This window comes from Saccharothrix carnea, assembly GCF_003014735.1.
GTDB classification, from domain to species: domain Bacteria; phylum Actinomycetota; class Actinomycetes; order Mycobacteriales; family Pseudonocardiaceae; genus Actinosynnema; species Actinosynnema carneum.
Map to the genome: position 1 here is coordinate 127,854 of NZ_PYAX01000002.1, position 19,887 is coordinate 147,740.

General features: G+C 67.6%; 11 protein-coding genes and 2 pseudogenes. 5 read left to right on the top strand and 8 right to left on the bottom strand.

Annotated features, from left to right (window positions below; all coding sequences use genetic code 11):
* Window positions 1-2: 2 nt before the first annotated feature.
* Both B0I31_RS04850 and B0I31_RS04855 read left to right on the top strand, forming a co-directional pair.
* The gene (locus B0I31_RS04850; RefSeq protein ID WP_281262281.1) at window positions 3-326 is read left to right on the top strand and encodes a DUF6247 family protein; all 324 of its coding nucleotides are present in this window, start codon (window positions 3-5) and stop codon (window positions 324-326) included.
* Window positions 327-341: 15 nt separating this feature from the next.
* The gene (locus B0I31_RS04855) at window positions 342-584 is read left to right on the top strand and encodes a hypothetical protein (RefSeq protein WP_245949695.1); all 243 of its coding nucleotides are present in this window, start codon (window positions 342-344) and stop codon (window positions 582-584) included.
* A 229-nt stretch (window positions 585-813) separates the two neighbouring features.
* On the opposite strand, the pseudogene B0I31_RS04860 reads toward B0I31_RS04855, so the two are convergent.
* Window positions 814-909: pseudogene (locus B0I31_RS04860) on the bottom strand (IS5/IS1182 family transposase); the annotation flags it as partial.
* 137 nt (window positions 910-1,046) lie between these two features.
* Entirely contained in the window at window positions 1,047-2,237 is a 1,191-nt protein-coding gene (locus B0I31_RS04865; RefSeq protein ID WP_219910598.1) for an AlbA family DNA-binding domain-containing protein, read from the bottom strand.
* A gap of 632 nt (window positions 2,238-2,869) precedes the next feature.
* Here B0I31_RS04865 and B0I31_RS04870 point away from each other — a divergent pair.
* The gene (locus B0I31_RS04870; protein WP_106614118.1) at window positions 2,870-6,199 is read left to right on the top strand and encodes an NACHT domain-containing protein; all 3,330 of its coding nucleotides are present in this window, start codon (window positions 2,870-2,872) and stop codon (window positions 6,197-6,199) included.
* A 665-nt stretch (window positions 6,200-6,864) separates the two neighbouring features.
* Here B0I31_RS04870 and B0I31_RS04880 read toward each other — a convergent pair.
* The 3 genes from B0I31_RS04880 to B0I31_RS04890 are packed head-to-tail and all read right to left on the bottom strand — an operon-like array spanning window position 6,865 to window position 13,176.
* Complete coding sequence (locus tag B0I31_RS04880) at window positions 6,865-8,409, bottom strand: hypothetical protein (RefSeq protein WP_181319994.1); 1,545 nt, start codon at window positions 8,407-8,409, stop codon at window positions 6,865-6,867.
* Window positions 8,304-8,861: a CBS domain-containing protein gene (locus B0I31_RS04885; RefSeq protein ID WP_106614120.1), complete on the bottom strand. Its 558-nt coding sequence runs from the start codon at window positions 8,859-8,861 to the stop codon at window positions 8,304-8,306. Before B0I31_RS04885 ends, B0I31_RS04880 begins: the two co-directional genes overlap by 106 nt.
* 1 nt (window position 8,862) lies before the next feature.
* The gene (locus tag B0I31_RS04890) at window positions 8,863-13,176 is read right to left on the bottom strand and encodes a CHAT domain-containing protein (RefSeq protein WP_146173734.1); all 4,314 of its coding nucleotides are present in this window, start codon (window positions 13,174-13,176) and stop codon (window positions 8,863-8,865) included.
* 128 nt (window positions 13,177-13,304) lie between these two features.
* Here B0I31_RS04890 and B0I31_RS41520 point away from each other — a divergent pair, with 128 nt between their 5' ends.
* Together B0I31_RS41520 and B0I31_RS42465 are read left to right on the top strand one after the other, a co-directional pair.
* A complete protein-coding gene (locus B0I31_RS41520) occupies window positions 13,305-13,469 on the top strand; it encodes a hypothetical protein (RefSeq protein WP_245949697.1) in 165 nt (54 codons plus the stop codon).
* A gap of 528 nt (window positions 13,470-13,997) precedes the next feature.
* A pseudogene (locus B0I31_RS42465) lies at window positions 13,998-14,279 on the top strand (integrase core domain-containing protein); the annotation flags it as partial.
* Window positions 14,280-14,440: 161 nt separating this feature from the next.
* Here the strand turns inward: B0I31_RS42465 and B0I31_RS04900 are convergent.
* From B0I31_RS04900 to B0I31_RS04910, 3 genes are all read right to left on the bottom strand, one after another.
* Window positions 14,441-17,761, bottom strand: a complete 3,321-nt coding sequence (locus tag B0I31_RS04900; protein ID WP_106614122.1) for an AAA family ATPase — start codon at window positions 17,759-17,761, stop codon at window positions 14,441-14,443.
* Between the two features lie 146 nt (window positions 17,762-17,907).
* Entirely contained in the window at window positions 17,908-18,576 is a 669-nt protein-coding gene (locus B0I31_RS04905) for a caspase family protein (protein ID WP_181319995.1), read from the bottom strand.
* Between the two features lie 56 nt (window positions 18,577-18,632).
* Complete coding sequence (locus tag B0I31_RS04910) at window positions 18,633-19,487, bottom strand: alpha/beta hydrolase family protein (protein ID WP_181319996.1); 855 nt, start codon at window positions 19,485-19,487, stop codon at window positions 18,633-18,635.
* Between the last annotated feature and the right edge of the window lie 400 nt (window positions 19,488-19,887).

The window sequence follows — 19,887 nt, forward strand, 5'->3', positions numbered from 1 at the left end:
CGATGCCTCCCGGTGGCGATCCGGTGGTGCCTGCGGCCGATCCGGTGGCGATCCGGGCTGCTCTGACTCCGATGCTGGTGGCGGAGTTCGACCGCGAGTGGGAGTTGGTGCTGGAGCGGGCCAAGGTGTCTAAGGACCTGGCCGGGGTACGGGAGCTGTTGGGCAAGTGGCGGCACATCGCCTACGGCGAGTTGCGCGACCCGGGCTCGTACTACCGGATGCTGGCCAAGGCTGAGCAGGTCCAGCGTCTGGGTGCCAGCCCGGATGCGGTGTCGTTGGAGGAGATGAAGGCGCTGCTGCGTCAGCGTCAGGGGCGGGCCGAGTAGCCGGTGTATCGCATCGTGCCCGACGCTGCGACGTTGGAGCAGGTCGCCGCGCTGCCTGTGGAGGCGCTGTCGGCGTATGCCGAGGTGCTGGCGGTGTTGGAATTGCAGCCGTGGAACGGCCGTCCGCAGCACGAGGACAACCCCAGCGCGGCGGTGCGCTACTGGAGCTTCGGCCCTGAGCGCGCCGGTCAGGTGGTGTACCTGATCCTGGAGGACCAGCGCGAGGTGCACCTGCTGCTCGTGCAGTGGCTGGCCTGACTCCGCCGCTACGCCTTAGGGAGTGACGGACTCCTGCGGTCTGCGCCACGCCTTGGGCTTGCGGAACTGTTCGGACGTAGGTCCTGCTCTGTGCGGGTGGTCGTCGATGGTGCCACCGTCATGGTCATGGTGTAATCCAGGAGGGCCGCGTTTCTCCACCGAAGGTGAGCTACTCCGACTCGGTCGCGGTCGACCTCCTCCTGTCGGATCCAGTGAGCCTTTACCAACTTCATCCAGTGTTGAGGTGAAGTGTGAGGACGGCTCTGGTCAGGTCGGTGATACGGGTGGTGGAGCGGCGGAATCTGCGCAGCAGCCGCCAGGCTTCTGATCACCAGGGTGACTCGCGGTCGACGTGAGGTCCTGCTTGTTCTGTCGCCGGTGCCTGGCCCGATGCGATCGATTACTGCTGGTAGTCGCGCGCTGGAGGCTGGATCATCCGCACGTTCGAGATACCGCCCTGGTTCACACAGTCCTGGGCGAGGTCGTGGACGTGCAGTAGTAGTCCAGGGCGGGCTCTACCGCGTTCACGGTCGTCTCGACGGGCGCGTAGCGGTGCAGCGGGGTCGATACGCCGTCGTAGGTGTGACCGAAGCCGTCTCTCGTCAGGATCGTCAGCGGTTGCCCGCCGGTCCACTCGATCCCTACGCGTACGTCGTACTCGTCGTTGTCGGTCGCTTCCGCGGTGGCGCGGATGAGCGCCATGACGTCCGCGATCGCGCACTCGAGGCTCGAGGCGTCGACCTCGCAACCGGCGAAGTGAGCGGTGCTGCTCGCGCGGTGCCCGCCGACTCCGGTCGCCAGCGACACCGAGCCGTCGTGGTGAATGCTCATCCACGACTCCTTCCACGTCGAGCGCTCATCTGTCGCGGTGTTCACCGCGACCCACCGGCGCAGACCCGGCCGCGGGTTGAGCCGGTCCACGCTCTCCAACGGATGGATGCCGCCGCGACCCGCATAGACCAATGCCAGACCCTCGGTCTTCGACAGGACCTCTCGGGCCTGATCGCGGGTCAGGCGATCCCGGAAACGAGGGAGACGAGGGTGGGCCACTGCGATCAGCCAGGCCCGCTGGTCGCAATCGCGCCCGGCAGCCGCTTCCGCGTACAGGTTGTCCAGAGCCTCGGTGGCGTGCCGGCGTTCGTCGAACCGTGCCCGGTACATGGCCTCGATCTGCCGCTCCTTCATCCACACGGTGTCGGAGTCGTTGCGGACGGGCGCACCGAAGTACTCGTTCCTGTAGATCAGATGCGGCCCGTCCACGCTCGCGGGGACCTCCACCGCAACGGCGCGGTTCCCCTCGGCTCCGAGGCGGTGCACGGTCAGGCCGAACACGGGCGGCGAGACGGCGGTGATCGCGGCGCTGCGCAGCGCGCGCTCGTAGACCTCGTCGAACCCGCCGACATCGCCCCGCCCGGTCGCGGCCTTCTGCGACTCGCGCACCCCGTAGACGATCACACCTCCGCCGCTGTTCGCCATCGCTGCGACGTCCTTCGGGAAGTCCGTCTGCGGAAGCCCTTTCACCGGAGGAAGCTCGGACTTCCAATCCAGGTCGTTCGTCTCCGCCGCATTGGCGTTCACCGCCGCGTCGAGTAGCTCGTCGGTCAACGGCCCCGGCGCGACCCCAAGAACACGGTGCAGTGCTGTGAACGTCATACCCCCAGCGTAGGTGTGGCCGCCGGCTTCGGTCGCAGCGCGGTGGTATCGCACCACATGCCATCGCCTGGGTGCGCTCGTGCGGAGCTCGCTGGCCTTTGGCCTGTTCATCGGTCGCCTCCCCGCGCCGTGCGGCAATACCGCTGAACCGATCCGCGCGGACGCGCGGCAGCCACCTGGCCGACCTGGGCGCCAGCCTGCTCGCCCTTCTGGTCACTGTGCGAGTCGGGTCGGGATCGTCGACGGCGGGCAGGATCTCCCGACGACCGCCGGTGGAGGTGGCCGGTGCGTGGGACCACGCGCGGTGGGGTGGTGAAGTTACATCGACGCCGCGCCCGCTCCGCGGATCAGGTCGCCCAGGCGGATGAGGGTGTGGTTAAACCGCGGAATCGCGGCAGGGTAAGACAGCACGGCGAGGCTCCCGGTTGGGGCATCAGATCTTGGTCGACCGCTGTCTTACCAGGAGCCTCGCCCACCACGCTCCCACCGCTCAGTCTCTGCCGTGGCCTGCGACGTCACGATGAAAATGGCTCATCGGTGGCCTGGCCATGCGCGCCCGGAGCTGGTCTGTTCCGGTGAAATCGGGTCGTTGCCGTCGAGTGCTCGGGTGCGCTGGGCGAGCATGATCCGCTATGGGGCGAACCTTCAGCTATGCCGAAGCCGTACGCGTTCTCGGTGGGAAGCACGACGGGGTTCTTCGCGCGTTGGACAACGTCGTGGGCGCGATGATGCTGGGCGGTTCGCTTGTGGCGCCGGGGATCACGAGTCTGTTCGACGCCAAGGTCGAACTGTCGCGCATCGCCCGTGAGCTGCTGGCAAGCCTGCACGACAGGTCTTCCGACGCGCGAAGGCCCCACCGCACGCATCGCCTCGAAGCCGCGCACACCGTGTTGGCCGTGACGGCGTACTTCGAAACCGTCGCCGGTGCGGGTTTCCCGTTCGCGTGGGCCGACCTGAAGATCACGCGGCAGGACCAGGAAGAGTTCCTCGCCGAGATCTTCGCCGACGGTGTGCCGCTTCCGACCGCTCAGAACCCGTACGAGCGGAATCTGCGGGAACTTCACTCGTGCTACGTCACCGCGGCGGACGTGCTGCTCCGCTTCATCTCCGGCCTGGAAGTCTGGGATCGGCTGTCCGGCCGGCACCGCGAGGAGACCGCGAGCGTGCTCAAGACTATGCCCGAGAAGGCCGCACGGCGCTACGAGGAGCTGTTCGACCAGTTGGCCACCGATTTCCCCGAGGTCGCCTGTTGGGCCAGTCGGGTGGAGCACCAGGCCACCCGCTCGTCGGTCCGGCAGGTCGGGCTGGCCCTGGTCGAACTGGAGCGGACGCTCCGTGCGTGGACTGCGGGTCGAGCACCGGACGAACTGCGGGCGAGCCTCGCCCGCGCGTACCGGGCACAGCTGGGGCGGTCGGTGCTCGATTCCGACGAGGTGCCCGCCGGGTTCGTCTTTCCCACATTGGCCGAGGCGTACGTCGATCCCCGGTTTCGGGTCGCGGACGCCGAGCAGGGGCAGGTGCCCAACACCGAGCCGTGGTGGCAGGACCGGGAGCCGCGGTCCGACGTCCACACGTTTCTGGCGGGCTATCTGACTTCGTCGCAGGCACTGCACGCGCCGTTGTTGGTGCTGGGACATCCGGGATCGGGCAAATCCAAGCTCACCCAGGTGCTCGCCGCCAGGTTGCCGGCGGCGGACTTCCTCGCAGTGCGTGTGCCGCTGCGCGACGTCCCGGCGGAGGCCGACCTCCAGCAGCAGATCGAGCACGCCATCAGGCTGGACACGGGAGAGTCCGTCTCGTGGCCCCGGTTCGCCGAAGCCGCCGGCGACGCACTGCCAGTCATTCTGCTCGACGGCTTCGATGAACTGCTCCAGGCGACCGGGGTGAGTCAGACCGATTACCTGGAGAACGTCGCCCGGTTCCAGCGCCGGGAGGCCGACCAGGGACGTCCCGTCGCGGTGCTGGTGACGTCGCGGATCGCGGTGGCCGACCGCGCCCGGGCTCCGCAGGGGACGGTCGTGCTGCGGCTGGAACCGTTCGACCCAAGCCAGGTCGAGCAGTGGCTGGAGACGTGGAACCGCGCCAACGCGACCGTCTTCACAAGGCGCGGGCACGCACCGCTGACCGCGCAAGCGGCGCTGAAGTGGCCGGGACTGGCGGAGCAGCCGCTACTACTGGTGATGATGGCGCTGTACGATGCCGACTCCAACGCCCTGCGCGACGCATCCGCGCAGGACATCAGCCACAGCAGCCTCTACGAGCGGCTGCTGAACCAGTTCGCGCGCCGCCAGGTCGCCAAGACCCGTCCAGGCCTGTCGGATTACGACTTCGCAGAAGCGGTCGAGCAGGAGCTGTACCAACTCTCGGTGACGGCGTTCGCCATGTTCAACCGGGGCGCGCAGTGGATCGACGGCGCACAACTGGAGCGGGACCTCACCACGCTCGTCGGCGGCGAGCAGCGGAGGTCCGGGATGCGCACCCCGCTCTCGGCGGCCGAGATCGCGGTGGGCCGGTTCTTCTTCATCCACCGGGCGAGCGCTATGCGCAACGACCACTCCGTGTCCACGTATGAGTTCGTGCACGCGACATTCGCCGAGTACCTGATCGCCCGACTGGTGTGGCGTGCACTGAGCGTGATGGCGGACAACGTGCCGAAGTCGTGGAGCCCGCTGACCGGCGGAGGCGTTAACGACCACCTGCTGCACGCGGTGCTCTCCTACGAGCCGTTGAGCCTGCGCACGCCGATCCTGCGCTTCCTCAGGGAGATGGCCGCCCAGGTCCCCGACCGACGGAGGATCATCGACTTGGTGGTGAACCTGCTAGCCAAGCGCGGTCAGCGCCGGCCGGGCCACTCCTACGACAACTACGAGCCGACGCCGTTGCCGGTGCCCGCCCGGCACGCCGCCTACAGCGCGAACCTCGTGCTCCTGGCAGTGGTGGCAGCGGGCGACATCCTGGTGAGCACGCTGTTTGGGTCCGCGGTCGACGTGGTGCAGAAGTGGCACGCGGAAGTGCTGCTGTGGCGCTCCCAACTCAATCGGTCCGACGAATGGACGAGCCTGGTCAAGGCGCTCGGGCTGCAGCGGCTATGGCGGGATGGCCAGCGCGACCTGATGCTCTCCCTGGACGACGGGAGCCGCGTTCCGGATCCCATCGATCTGTACTGGACCTACGGCTACGCCCCCGCCGCACAACCCGATGCGAAGTACGCGTCCTACTCGTACCCGACGCAGGACGTGCGGCTCCTCCTTCGAAAGGTCAACTTCACCTGCGGCCTCAACGAGGACGTCCTTGGGCACACGGTTGAGCCGTTCGCGTGGCGCCTGCCGCAGGCGGTGAACAACTTCGTCACCTGGTGGCCGGAGGGCTTCCCCTCTTCCGCCCACCTGCTGCTGCGACTGTTGCTGGCACGGGAGTCCGTCTCCCGAGCTGAGCGGAACGAGCTGTACGTCAACTGCCTCCGCGTCGGGATCCACAACGTCCTGCCCGCTGGAAGCGAAGCCCAGCGGACCTATTTGGAAACCGTGCTCGGACTGATGTCGGCCGACCCCGACATTGATGCGACGACCTTCGCGAACGCTTCGCTGATGTTGTCGTCGGGCCCGGTTTCGCTGGAAGCCCTCGTGCGATGTGCGGCGCAGATCGCCGAGCGGGCCGAGGAGATCCCGATCGCCGTGTTAATCGATCTGCTCATCGCCCTGGATCAGCGGTGCAATGGTTGTACGTTGGACGCCACGCGCGACGAACACCTGAAGCTTTGGGTCGTGCTCGGGGAGCTGCGCCTCCACGACGCCATCAAGAGGCGGGTCCTGTGGAACGACTCCGAACTGCCCACCCGGATCAACCTTGCCGAGATCGCGGTCCGCAAACCCAGCCTCGTACAACGCGCGCGGATGGTGGCCTGGGAGTTTTACCCCTCGGTGGAAGTCGCTTGGCCTACTGTGCGTTGGCAGGAGCTCTGATCCTTCGTTCGCACCATCAAAGCGACGCCGCCACGTGACCCGAGCCGCTACCTCGGCTCCGCACCTCGTCAAATCCATCCGAACGGTGTGTCGGATGCCGACCCCGGAGCACCAGACCGGGCTCGCCGGTCGACGACAGGGGGTCGGGGCGACGAGGTCAGAACCTCGATGCCATCGCTCCGCTGAACTGCGAAGACTCAACCGCGCAACGGGGAGTGCCGGTCGGCGGAGTTCCGTCGATCGGCACCTCGGAATTCTGTATCGGTGCCCCTGTCACCTCACTGGGTGATCAACCTGGTCAACGCTGATCTGGCTCCGCCGGCGCCGGGAGCCCGAGGTCGCGTCCGAGGAGGTCCCGTGCCTGCTGGAGCGGCTGGCCAGGGTACCGGACCCGCGTGACCCGCGCGGAGTCCTCACCGCGTGTGCCGTGCCGGCCGGGGCGACCTCATTCCTGGTGGGCGGCGAGTGGATCGCCTACACCCCCGCGCACGTGCTCGACAGGCTGGGCATCCGCCCCTTATCCCGGCCCTGGCGGTCGCTGCCGTCGGAGACAACAGTCCGTGGAGGTCCTGACCGCGATCAGGTCTTCAGGGTGCTGATCTGACGGCATCACGTGGCCGGGGGGTGCACGTAGCACACGAACGCGACGCGCACCCCCGGCGCTGTCACGCCGGTGGGCCGTCGTGGCGTTTCGGACTTGGCTCGCGGGCGTCGCCGATGCTGGCGCGCTGGTTCTGCCAGTCGATCAGGACCTGTACCGGCGCCGGGTGGTCGTAGCGGAACCCGGTTGGTTCGGCTGTGCCACCGCGGTAGAGGAACTGGGTCAGGTCGCGCCATACAAGGCGTTCCTCGTCAAGCGTTGTGGGCAGTGCGATCCGGAGTTCTTCGAGCAGTTTCCAGCGGTACAGGTCGAACGCGGTGCGCAGGCGTTCCGTGTAGGCGACCGCGGCGTGCACTGCGTTTCGGTACAGGCCGTAGGCCATGACGAACAGTGCGACTGTCCACAGCACACCGATCTCCACGCGCAATGTGCTCGACCAGAAGGAGACGACCAGCAGGATGCCCGCGACGGCGAGGGCCATCAGGCGGTCACGTGCGCGTCGGAGGACCACGCAGGCCGTAGCGGTGCACACGACCATGGCGAGGTAGGTGAGCCACGCCGCGGGCGTGCTGACAACCCGTGGCAACCGGACCGCCAGCCACCACGACAGGGGAGCACCGAACAGCGGCAGGAACACCGCCATGGTGAGCAACAGGTCGACGGAGACCTTCGCGTTCCGGACCGAGTCCGCGAAATCCTTGGGCAGCAAGGGTTGCAGTCGGGTCCACAGCACCACCGCGTCCAGTCGGTACCGGACCGAGGGATGCTGTTCGGCGGCCCGGACGACGTTGCCGAGCCGTGTCGGCAGGACGCCGTGTGGTAGTTGCGGGTACCACACGAACAGTTCCTGTTGCACCTTCGCGCGTTCGCTGCGAACCTGCTGTTCGGCGACGGCCAGCCGTTCATCCAGGAGTACCAGTACATCGGTGAACCGCATCACCCGCGCGGATTCCTCGTCGCGCAACGCGCCGGCGATCTCGGCCGCCTTGCGCGCCGTGCCGGGCGACCAGGCCCCGCTCGTCAGCGCGGTCGCCAAGTCGTCGAGCCTGGTGTCGATCTCGGTGTCGGGCAGCGGTGCCGGGACAACGGTCTCCGGGCGAGGGAGGGCGTAGCGCTCGCCGACAAGTTCCTCTTCTCGCTTGCGCAGCAGGTTGTCCCGGTCGATGAGGGTTTGGCGGGCTGCGTTGTGCCGCTGAACCAGTGGAGCGCCGAAGCGATCCGCCCAGGATGGCCAGTGCCCCTGGCTGATGCGGTCCAGCCACTCCCGCAGGTTGCCGAGCAGGAACGTAAGGAACGTGACCACCGCGAGGAACCCGACCAAGAGCAGCGCCTGCACCACCGCCGACACCCTGCTCCACTCCGCGACGGCACCGGCCACGCCCGACGCCGTGGTCCACATCACGATCACGATCGCGCCGAGGAACACCAGCACGGGGAAGAACGTCGACACCAGGGCGCGCCGGTCGAAGTAGCCGGTGATCTCACGCAGTACCGAGGCGAACATCAGGAATCCGGCTCCATGGTCCCGTGGAAGAAGATCCGTCGACAGGTCGGCCGCCGCTCGTCCGGCAGCGGCGTCCGCAGCAACAGGAACGACGGCGGTGTGCACCGGCGGCAGACGTAGCGCAGCGCCGGCACGTTCGGGTCGCCCGCCCGGACGCCGCGCCCGTCAAGGAGGTCGAGCGGCACTGCGGCCGCGAGTGCGGCGCGTGGCACCACCCCGACCGGGCGGCCGCCGGCTTCGAGCAGTACCGATTGGATGCCCGTACGACCGACCAGTTCGGCCAAATCGAGCAACTCGGCGGTGGCGAGGGCGTCCGGCTCGGCGGCCAGCACGACCAGTGCCGGCATCCGGTCCGCCAAGGCCGCGAACGACGTGGTGACATCGCCGAGCCTGCGCAGGTCAGCCATGCTCAGTACACCCAGCGGACCGCCGTCCGGCGTCACGATGACGGCGTGTTCGACGCGGTTCTCGGTCATCGCCGCGCGCGTGTGGACCGGCTCGTCGTCGTCGGTCACCGCGATGAAGGCGGCTGTCATCGAGCTCAGCAGTACGGCCATGTCACCTCCAGTCGCCTATCAGCACGAACGCGGCCCAATGGTAAGGATGTGCGAACGGCCGCGCACTGTAGTCCACGACCAGTTCCGCTTCTGATTTCAGCGTCAGCAAGGAAGTTTGACGAGACGTCCGTGCCCGCAGCCGTGCGGCCACGTCCCCGCGCGCAGCGGCGAGGTCCACTCGCCGGCACGAGGCGAGCGCAGCGGCCACGTCACCCGCTTTGGCCTGCGCACCGGCCCTGGCGAGCAGGAGAGTCGCGGTGATCACCGGATCGGTCGTAGCCGCGAGTGCGGTGTCACAGTGCGTCACGACGTGTCGTGCGGTCGTGCTCGCCAGCCTGAGCTGCGCGGTCCGCAACGCGTCGGCCGGTGTCGCGCCACCGCGCAACAGACGGTAGAAGTGGGTCATCAGAAAGGCGGTGGACAGGTCGTCGACCTCCCACAGGCTGACTACTAGCGACGGCACGCCCGCGTACAGGGTGGCCCTGGCCAGGCCGATCAACTCGTCGCCAGGGTGGTTCGTGCTCACGCCGCTTTCGCACGCGCTCAGCGTCACCAAGTTGGCGTCGACGGTCAAGCCGACCAGATCGGCCGCGGTCAGCTCGCCGTCGTGGCGGGTCCCCGCAGGAGCGAGGAGCACTGCGGAGTCCATCGGGTGCTCCCGGTCGAACCGGCCGTGACAGGCCAGGTGCACGACATCCGGGCGTTCGGCCAAGGCGTCGAGCAGCCGCGCGCGTGAGGCATCGTCGCCGACCACCCCGACACCGCCGAACACGGCCGCGACCTCCGCCGCCTCTTGGCGTGCGTGGGAGAGGTCGCTGCGGGAGTCTCCGAACACGATGGCCGTGCGCCACCCGCGGGAGGGCGTGCGCTGCCGATAGCGCAGCAGCGACGAACTCGGCAGGTGGCACACCGGGTTCCGGTCGAGCAGCAACGCATGCAGTGGCACGAGGTGCAGTGCGCCGTGGGGCACGAGCACGATCACCTCACCGGGCGCGCAGTACTCCGCGATCGGCGCCACGAACGGGCGGAAGGTCTTCTCGAAGGCGACCGGATCCAGCTCGTGTGCCGTGCCGAGCTGCCGGTCGACGGTGGCGGCCACCAGATCCTCACCGTGGGCGATCACGTGCATGGCCGGGACCGGGTTGTCGGGCGTGAGGACGAACAGCGTGGTCGCCTCGGCGGCGACGTAGTACTCGGCGAGCACACAGCCCGGCCCGAGCAGCGCGTGGATCTCGTCCGTGGACAAGGTGGGACCGGCGACCGAGTCGCGGCCCTGGACAGTCTCCCTGGCGAGCGCGCCGGTCAGGCGGTCGACCGCATCCCGTCCTCGACGCAGCTCGGTGTCCAGCTCGTCGAGGCTGACGCGACCGAACGGCCGTAGTTGGTCGATCCGACTGATCAAGTCCAGCTCCAGCTCGGGTTGTGGCGCGGCTGTGAGCTCGGTGAGCAGGCCGAGTCGCCGGCGAGCGCGGTCGACGTCGGCGCGCAGATCCAGGACCCGTTCGGTCGGTTCGACGGAATCCAGTCCGAGCTGGTCGACGAATGCCCGCGCCTTCGCCCGCTCCACCAAGTCCAATGCCGCATCGATCAAGCCGGCTTCCGCTGCTTCGTGGATCGCACGCCGGTACATGAACAGGTGAGCCTGTTGCCAGGTCATCCGTGCCTGCTCGTCGTGCAGGGTGCCGCGGACGCGATCGATCAGGTCGAGCGCCTCGGTCAGGGTGTGCAGAGCATCCGCGTGGTCACCGCGCATGCTCTGTGCCAGCGCGACCGCGTTCAGCCGCCCGTATACACCGCGGATCGACATGCCGGGCGGCAGGGGAAAACGGTGGGCGATCGCCAGCACGTCGTCGGGGCGGTCCTGGTCAAGGTACGTGAGCTGCAGGTTGGTGGCCAGCCCGGCCGCGTCCGCGCCCTGCGGGTCCAGTGTCGCCATCGCGTTCTCGATCGTGCCCATGGCCGCGACCGGGTCGTTCAGCGCGACCTGCACGGTGGCGGTCAGGTTGGCGAGCCGGATCTCGTCGCCCGGCGTGGCCAGCTCGCGCAGTACGGGCAGCAGTTCGGCCGCCTCGGCGGGCCGATCGGCATCGCGCAACGCGATAATGCGGAAGTAGTGCCACTCGAAATCGTGGCCGGTCGTGATCGACAGCTCGTCCAGTGCTCCTTCGAAGTCACCGACCCGGTGCCGCCACTGGGCCCGCAGCATCCGTGCGGTCGACAGGAAGTACAAGGCGACGGTGTCGCTGAGTTCCTTGTGGTCGATGTCGGTCCACAGCACCTGGTCGCCCGCGCTCTGCGCGTCCGTCATGAGCATGTCAACGCCACCGCGGATCATGTCGGGCAGCATGCCGATCTCGCCGAGGGCGCCGTCGGCGGCGTCGAGGTGGTCTAGTGCGCCCCGCATGTCGTAGAGGCGCAGCAGGTTGTCGGCCAGCCGGAGGTCGGCCATCGCGGTCAGCACCGGAAGACCGATGCGCACGAACGCGGCCCGTGCGGAGGTCAGCAACGCGACGGCGTCCGCCCAGCGGTCCTCCACCTCGTAGTCCACGGCCTGGCGCCAAGCCCGGAACGGCTCGTCCAGCTCGGGCATCGCGGACCGCACGTCAGCCTCGGGCCGATCCGCGTCCTGCGGTCCCGAGAGCATGACACGGTGCGCCACCGGCCCAATCACGCAGGCGCGGTCGACCAGCCAGCGCAGCCGGGACCGCGGGAAGTGCTCGTCGGGCGCGAGTTCGACGGCGGCGGCGAGAAGTGTGATGGCGCGCAGCACCCGGTCGGTGCTGAACTCCGAGTTCCAGTCCTCCTCGGTGTCGCTGCTGGTCACCATCGTCATGGCCAGCCACGCGGTGATCTGCCAGTCGGACGGGTCTTCCTGGTGCATTGCGTTGAGGATCTCTGCGGCACGGCCCGGCACGAAGTTGTCCAACAGCGCGTGGCCGAGCGCCTTGCGCACTCCCGCGTGCCCGGGGTGCCGCTCCGACAGTGCCGTGAGCGCCTCGACCGCGGCTGCCGCGTCGAACCCCGGCCCCACCCCGGACAGCGCGTCGATATCGGCGATCGCGTCGTCGAGCCGGTCCAGGGCCTCCAGCGAGGTCGCGCGGCCGAGCAGCCCGTCGGTGCGGTCCTGGTCGAGCAGTGTGCAGATCCGGAGGTGTTCGCCGAAGTGCGCCACGGCGTCCTCGTGCCTGGCCTCCGCCTGCGCCACTCTGCCGAGGAACAAGTGACCGGTCATGGCGAGCAACAGCTCGCCGGACAGGACGAGGTGCTCGGCCTCCGCCCTCGCCTCCGCCCGCCGACCGTCGCTCATGAGCACCTGCACCCGCATGACCCGGGCCTGGTCTGCCTGGTCGCGGGTCGGGACGTTGCGCATGTACTCGACGTAGCTGAGGTGCGGGACCGGAGGCCCCCCGTCGGGTGACTGCCGCTCGCAGTCGGCGATGACGTGGTCGAGGTCCTGCAGGGCCTGGTCGAGACGACCCGCTCCCGCCTCGATCTGTGCGCGGATGAACCGGTACTGCGTGTTCTCCGGTCTCAGTTCAATGGCCTTGCTCGCGGCGGCGATGGCCTCGCCGAACCGATCGGTGCCGGCGAGTGCGCGGCTGACGGCGATGTGCGGACCGGGGTCGGTGGGGTTGAAATCGGACAGCCTGCGCAGCGCTGGGATTGCTTCGTCGAAGCGGTCCAGCCGATTCAGTGAGTGGCCCAGGTAGAACCACGCGATGCGGAGATCGGGATGTCGTTCGGTGAGTTTCGCGGCGACGGCGGCCACCCGCGTGAAGTCTTCACGCCGGTAGTACAGGTCCTGCAGCAGGTCGTGGATCGCGGTGTCGGTCGCGGTCGGATCGAGCAGGCCCCACAACGGGTCGGTGTTCTCGGTTGCCAGGTCGAGCAGCGCGGTCAGGTGCCGCGTCGCGAGTTCGGCGTCATCGGAGGCCAGGTGCAGTACCGCGAGCTGCACCGAGGCGGCGAACTCCATGGCGGGGGAGTCGAGGCGGCGGGCCGCGGACCGCAGTTCCTCCCACGGCCCGAGCCGTTCCACCGGATCGAGCACCGAGCCGGTCAAGGAATCCAGCTCGGTGGCGTAGAACAGCATCGACGGCAGATCATGCTCCCGCACGGCACGCGTGAGCGCCGAACGCGCGATCAGTGCCGCGGCCTCGGTGTTACCATTCTCCCGCGCCTGCAACAGCTCGGCGAGGCGGTGCGGCGGCATATCGGCTCCTGTCCCGTGGCAGTCGTGGTGGATCCGGTGTTCCACCAGTCTGGCGATCCGCCGTCTACACCACCATCGTGCCGACGACTCGTACCGTTCCACCGGACCGTGTGCCTGCCGATAACCTCATCCGCGCAGGTAGCGGGCGTACGTAGCCCATGGCTTCGAAGCGCTCACGGGCCACGGTTGCCATCCGCGTGATGTCGACCAGCACGGCATGATGACCGGCTGTGCTGCTCCGACTGGTCTACCTGGGCGTGACCAACGCGTTCGCGTTGCTGCGCCTGCTGCCGATGAGTGATCGGGACAAGGACGTGGAGATCCTGGCGCTGCGGCACCAGATCACCGTCCTGCAACGCCAACTGGGCCAGACCCGGCCGCGGCTCTTCCCCTGAGACCGGGCGTTCCTTGCGGCGCTGCTGCACCGACTCCCGGCCGCCGCGCTTCGTCGGCTCCGACTACTGGTACGTCCGGAGACGGTGCTGCGGTGGCATCGGGACCTCATCGCACGCCGCCACGCAGTCGAGTCCCTCCCCAAGCAGCGGGGCCGACCCCGAACCGTCCGCTCCATCCAGCTCCTGGCGCTGCGCCTGGCACGGGAGAACCCCACCTAGGGCTACCGCCGCATCCACGGAGAACTCCTCGTGCTCGGCATCAAGGTCGCCGCATCCACGGTGTGGCAGATCCTCAAAGACGCCGGAATCGATCCGACACCCCAACGCGCCGCCACCGGCTGGTCCGCCTTTCTCCGCTCGCAGGCCGACGCTCTACTGGCCTGCGACTTCTTCGAGACCCGCACGTTGAACGGCACCCGCCTGTACGTACTCGCGGTCATCGAACACACCAGCCGCCGAATCCGCGTCCTCGGCGCCACCGCACACCCGACCGCATCCTGGGTCACCCAAGCCGCCAAGAACCTCGCCATGGACCTCGAAGACGCAGGCAGTTCCGTGCGGTTCCTGATCCGCGACCGAGACGGAAAGTACCTAGCTCTGTTCGACACCATCCTCGCCGACGCGGGCATCCAGGTCGTCCTCACCGGTGTCCGGATACCGCGAATGAACGCGATCATGGAGCGCTGGATCCGGACCTGCCGACACGAACTGCTCGACCGCACACTCATCTGGAACCAACGACACCTGCTCCACACCCTGCGCGAGTACGAGCAGTTCTACAACACCCACCGACCCCATCAAGGCATCGCCAACGCGCGGCCACTACATCCACTGCCACCAGCCACCGACCAAGCAGCCGTCACCCGCCTCGACATCCGCCGATGGCAACGACTGGGCGGCATCCTCAACGAGTACCACCACGCCGCTGAACTGCACGGACGACATTTTTGGCAAGCACAGCGCCGACTGCTTTACCGACCCGGAGGGTCGAGAACTGCGAGTTCCCGCGATGTCGCCATGACGATCTCTCCGTTGGGGCCAGCGGTCAGGACGGATTTTTCGGGTGCGCGCGCGATGATTTCGCGTGTGTCGACAGTGAGATCCCACATCCATACCTCGCCGCCGGTGGTGGCGGTGACGGCGACAGGACGGTCGCTGAATCGAGTGCAGACCATCGTCGTCACTGTTTCGTCATGGCCAAGCAGCGTTGTGTGCAGTTTCCCGGATGTCAGATCCCATACCTTCAAGTCACCGAACATGGTGGCGGTGACAGCGACCGGGCGGTCGTCAAATTGAATGCAGGCCATCGCCATCACCCCTTCGTCAAAGGGGATGGGCAGGGTTGTGTGCAATTTTCCGGTGGTCAGATCCCATGCCTGCAGTCCGCTTATTGAGATATCGGTGTGGAGGCTGGGTTCAGTATAGGTGACGGCGAGAGGGAGGTTGTCGGCATGGATGCAAGCAATTTCCGTCACTTCGTCTCGCGGACCGGACGGAGCGGTTCTCCATTTATTGCGTAATTCCCCGGAGAGCAAGTCCCATACTCGTACTACGCCGCTCCGGTCGCCGGTGACGGCGAATGGGCGGTCGTCGATCCGGATACAGGCTACCGCCGTTACCGTGCTGTTGTGGCCGGGGAGCGTGGCTCGTGGTTGCCCGGAGACCAGATCCCACACCTGTATTTCGCTGCTGTCGCCGCCGGTGACAGCGAGCGGGTGGTCATGGTCCGGAGCGCAGGCTACTGCTCTGATGTTTGTCCAGGGGTGGAGTCGCTCGGCAGGTGTCTCTCCCCCTGAGGCCAGATTCCACACCAGCGCCTTGCCGACTACGGGATACTCATCGTAATCGTAATCAGAATAGTGGCCCTGGCCGTCCTCGTAGTAGTCATCGATATCGTAATGGTAAGCAATGTGAGTGGAGCGGCTGACGGTGACGGCGACGGGGTGGTCGCCGACTCGGGTGCATGCTATCGACCACACCGTGCTTTCGTGATCGGTGAGCGTGGTTTGTAGGTTTCCGGATTCCAGATCCCATACCCGCACCTTACCGTTATCGTCGCCGGTGACGGCCATGGGGCGGTTGGCCTGGATACAGGAAATCGATCGTACCGTACTGTCGTGGCCGGTGAGCGTGGCTCGTAGCTCTCGGGAGGTCAGGTCCCATACTTGCACTTCGCCTGCGGTGCCGCCGGTGACGGCCACGGGGCGGTCACCAATCCGGGTGCAGGCCACTGATCGCACCGTGTTTTTGTGACCGGCGAGCTTGGTCTGCAGTTCTCCGGAGGTCAGGTCCCATATCCATACCTCGCCGGCGGCGGCGCCGGTAACGACCATGGGGTGGTTGTTGATTTCGGTGCAGGCCACGGCTGTTACCGAGCTTTTGTGGCCGGTGAGCGTGGTGTGTAGTTCTGCGGTGGTCAGGTCCCATACCCGCACTGTCCCGGTGTTGTCACCGATGACTGCCACCGGGCGTCCCTCCAGGCCGGTGCAGGCCACTGATCGCAGTGTGCCGTTATGGCCGGTGAGCGTGGCTCGCAGTGCTGCGGTGGTCAGGTCCCAGACCTTCACCGTCCCGGTGTCGTCTCCGGTGAGGACTACGGGGTGGTTGTTGATTTCGGTGCAGGCCACGGCTGTTACCGAGCTTTTGTGGCCGGTGAGCGTGGTGTGTAGTTCTGCGGTGGTCAGGTCCCATACCCGCACTGTCCCGGTGTTGTCACCGATGACCGCCACCGGGCGTCCCTCCAGGCCGGTGCAGGCCACTGCTTCGCCCTCGCCGTCGAGGATGACGTGCAGAGCGGTGTTGACCGGTGCGCCCGTGGCCCAGCGGGGTCGCCAGCGCAGGGGACGGGAGAGTTGTCGTTTCAAGGTCTCGGCGTTGAAGCGGGCGGCGGCGACGGCGAGGACTTGGCGGCGGCCGCTCGGGTCGAGGTGGCGATGACTGGAAGCGGTGGTCTGGTAGAGCAACCGGATGGTGCGACCGGTGTCGGTCGTGGTGGAGTTCAGAGCGGCCAACAGCGTGTCGGGATCGGCGTGGACGACGTACTCGGTGTCGGCGACAATCTGGTCGACGCGTCCGGCCTGGTTGGCGTGGACGGCCAGATGGTGTCGAGTGTAGGGGTGGGCGTGGGCCCAGTTCGGCCGGGCGTCGGCGGTGAGGGGCACATGGTCGAGCAGGACGTCGACGAACGCCGAATGGACGTGGCGTGGGTCGATTCCGTCACGCAGGTGTTCGGCCAGGGCCTGGTGGTAGAGGCGGTAGACCGAGCGGTCGTCCTGGGTGTTCTCCACGATGTAGGAGCCGGCGCTGCGGCGTAGCCACAGCAGGTCCTCATCGGTGTAGTGACGGCTCGCGATGTGGGAGGCCAGAGCGGGCCACAAGTCCTCCCAGGGGAGTCCCTGGCCTTGAGCGAAGGCCAGGGGAAGCAGCAGGTCCCGGGCACGGGCGGCATCGGCACCGAGCCGCATGTCGAGGTCGTGGCGCATCGCCTGGCCCGGCACGCGTGGCAGTGTGGCCAGCCAGGACGGGTCAGCGGGGTTGGTGACCTGGGGTTGGGCGGCCAGGGTGGCGGCGATGATGCGGGCAACCAGGAATGACGGGTGTGCGGCCCGCGCGACGGCCTCGGCTACGGCCCGGACGTGCCAGCGTGGCAGGTCACGGTAAGGGCTGTCGACGGTCATCTCGAGCAGCCCGCGTGCCGCGTAGGCGGTCATCGCTTCCGCGTCGGCGTAGCGGCGGTCGTCCAGGTCGATCACGCCGGTACGGTCGAGGCCTTGGGCAAGATCGGGCAACAGGTGTGGTCGAGTACCCACCAGCAGCCGCAGCCGCCCGCGGGCGTGGTTCACCAACGGCTGCAGCAGGCGGTTGGACAGGTCGTGGGGCGCAGCGGCCTCGTCCAAGCCGTCGATCAGCACCGTGAACAGGCGGCGCCCGGTGAGGCGTTTGAGCAGTTGGTCGGCGGTGGCGGCCTGGGTGCGGGCGGCGGCGGCGATGCGGTCCAAGACCTGCTCGGTGGTCAGGTCCTGGGCGTAGACAACCGCGTCGATCGTGCCCACGGCCGGAACCGCGGTACTGGGAAGGCCCAGGGTGTCCAGCGGTACAGTGCGACGCCGTTCGGTGTGGGTGAGCGTGGCGATCAGACCGAGTATCGCGGTTTTGCCCGAGCCGGGGTCGCCGGTGACCACCAGTAGCGGCCGCTGCCGATCCGGCCTGTGCAGCCACCGGGTGATCTCTTGTAGTGCGGTGTGGCGGCCGGTGAACCACCAGCCGCCGCTGGGGGCGTCGTGGCTGCCCATCGCCCGGCGCAGCAGGGTGGTGCGGTAGGCGATCTCGCCCTGCTCGATCTGGGCCCGCCGTTCGACGGCCTGTTGGTGGGCCAGGTCGGCCCCGTTGAGGGCCGGATCATGGCGGGGGTTGGGCAGGAACGGCGGTACGCGCCCGGTCAGCGCGGCGACGGTGAGGCCGATGTGCTGGAAGCCCGGTCGTCGTGGGTTGGAGTCATCGCGGCCACCACCGCGTCCAACGCCAGGACGGGCGGTGCGTGTCCGGCCGTGGCCACAGAGTCGACCGCCTCGCGCAGCAGCGTCGGGAACGCCCTGACCATGGCTTGATCGGTGGGCAGTGCGGAGGTCATCACCACCAACCCGCCGTCGTCGTCCGGTGTCCAGGGTTCGGTCATCCGGGTGAGGGCAGTGGCGGCGAGTTCGTTGCCGCCGCGGCCGGAGTAACAGGCGTCCAGCATCAACAGCAGGCGCCGGACACGGGTGCCTTTGAGAATTTTGCGGGCCAGGTGGGCGGTGGGCAGCGCGTCGTCGACATCGCCGGGGTCGGTGTCGGCGGTGATCAGCACGTGTTCGCCGTCGTCGAGTCGTGCACCGTGACAGCCCAGGTACACCGCCACCATGTCGTACTGCTCCACTTGAGGCGAACGGCTGAACCGTCGTAGTTCCGTGGTCAGCTGCGCCTGTGTGGGGTTCAAGCCCAGCACGTCGACATGCTCGTAGCCCAGCGTGCCGGTAAAAAGCGAGACCACGTCGTCTCGTGCTTCCAGCAGGCCGGGCCGGTCCCACGCTGAATTCAGGGTGTGGTGGGCGACCACGGTGGCAATCAACAGCCGACGCCCTAACCGCTCGGGCTCCGATGAGGAGCCGGGCGTGCCCGAGACACTCATTGCAGGCCCGCCGCAATCGCCGCGCCGGTGAGCTTGTCGGTCAGGTACGGGCGAACCGAGTGGGCGTGGGCGCCGTTGTGCACCACGGCATTGCGGACCGCTTCGCCGAAGCGGGGACGCAGATCCTTGGCCAGGGCGACCACGTCACCGCTGTCGACAACATTGGTCCACACCAGATCCGTCCCGCCAGGCCAGGCTCCGCGACCGCCGGAGGGTGCAGGCTGCAGCCGGTCAAAGATCAGGTTGGGGATGCCCAGCGGAGAGCCAAGTGTCACCAGCGCCCGCACCGGGTGGTCGGGCAGCGCGCACAGAGTTTCATAGGCCACCACCGAGCCCAGCGAATGCCCCACCACGACCCGCGTGTCCGGACCGATCAGCGCTGCTACCCGCTGCCGCGCGTTCCTCCGCAGCGCGTCGTCGGCGAGGTAGCGGGCGACCTGCTTGAGGTCGAACACCATCGTGCGCAACGCGACCCCGGCGAAGAACCGGGACTTACACAGTTGCAGCAATGCGGTCTGCGCCGCGCGCGGTATACCCACCAGCGTGTCGCCCTGCGGCGGCGCGACCCGTTCGTCCGCTGCCGCCGCGTGTGCCCACCACGCCGCCAGCAACTGCTGTTCCAAGCCGGGCTGCACGTCGGCGGCGCTGTAATGCGGATCGTCGACAGCCAGCATCGCCCCAGGCTGGCGGTAGAGGTCGCCATAGAACCCGATTGCCACCTCCGCCTCCTCGACGGGCTCGGCTTCGGCACGAATCAGTCCGTCCCTCAGCGACGGGTACCAGTCGTTCAGCAGTGAATATTCACCCCGTACCTGCTGTCCGATCCCGTGCACACACACCACCCGAGCCATTACACGCCCCCTCTGCAACCCCATCACACGCAGGGCACCGGATTCTGGGACCTGCATCCCGGATCATCGCCGTCCGGGTGTCTCGCATTTCGCTCACCCCTCCAAGAAGAGGGAAACTCACATCGTCCAGGACAAAGTCGCTGTTGTTCCCCGTGATCGGCACCCGGCGCGCACGGTACGTCGTCGGCTCTCTCCCAGGGGCTCTACTCGGGCGATCGCCGTTCGTGCTGCCGTAGCGACGCGACCCAAGACGGGTGATGCTCCCCAGTGCCTTGTTCGACATCATCAAGGAAGCAAGGGCCACCTCGGACCATGTCGACCACGGCGACTGATCCTCACCTGGTTGTACGGACCCGGGTTACTGGATGATCACGCGTCTCAGTAGCCCGGAGGACAGCCC

Excerpts from the sequence above, each read along its gene's own strand:
- B0I31_RS04900 (WP_106614122.1), bottom strand. The coding sequence starts at position 17,761 with ATGGGCAGCCACGACGCCCCCAGCGGCGGCTGGTGGTTCACCGGCCGC.
- B0I31_RS04870 (WP_106614118.1), top strand. The coding sequence starts at position 2,870 with ATGGGGCGAACCTTCAGCTATGCCGAAGCCGTACGCGTTCTCGGTGGG.
- B0I31_RS04850 (WP_281262281.1), top strand. The coding sequence starts at position 3 with ATGCCTCCCGGTGGCGATCCGGTGGTGCCTGCGGCCGATCCGGTGGCG.
- B0I31_RS04865 (WP_219910598.1), bottom strand. The coding sequence starts at position 2,237 with ATGACGTTCACAGCACTGCACCGTGTTCTTGGGGTCGCGCCGGGGCCG.
- B0I31_RS04910 (WP_181319996.1), bottom strand. The coding sequence starts at position 19,487 with ATGGCTCGGGTGGTGTGTGTGCACGGGATCGGACAGCAGGTACGGGGT.
- B0I31_RS04885 (WP_106614120.1), bottom strand. The coding sequence starts at position 8,861 with ATGGCCGTACTGCTGAGCTCGATGACAGCCGCCTTCATCGCGGTGACC.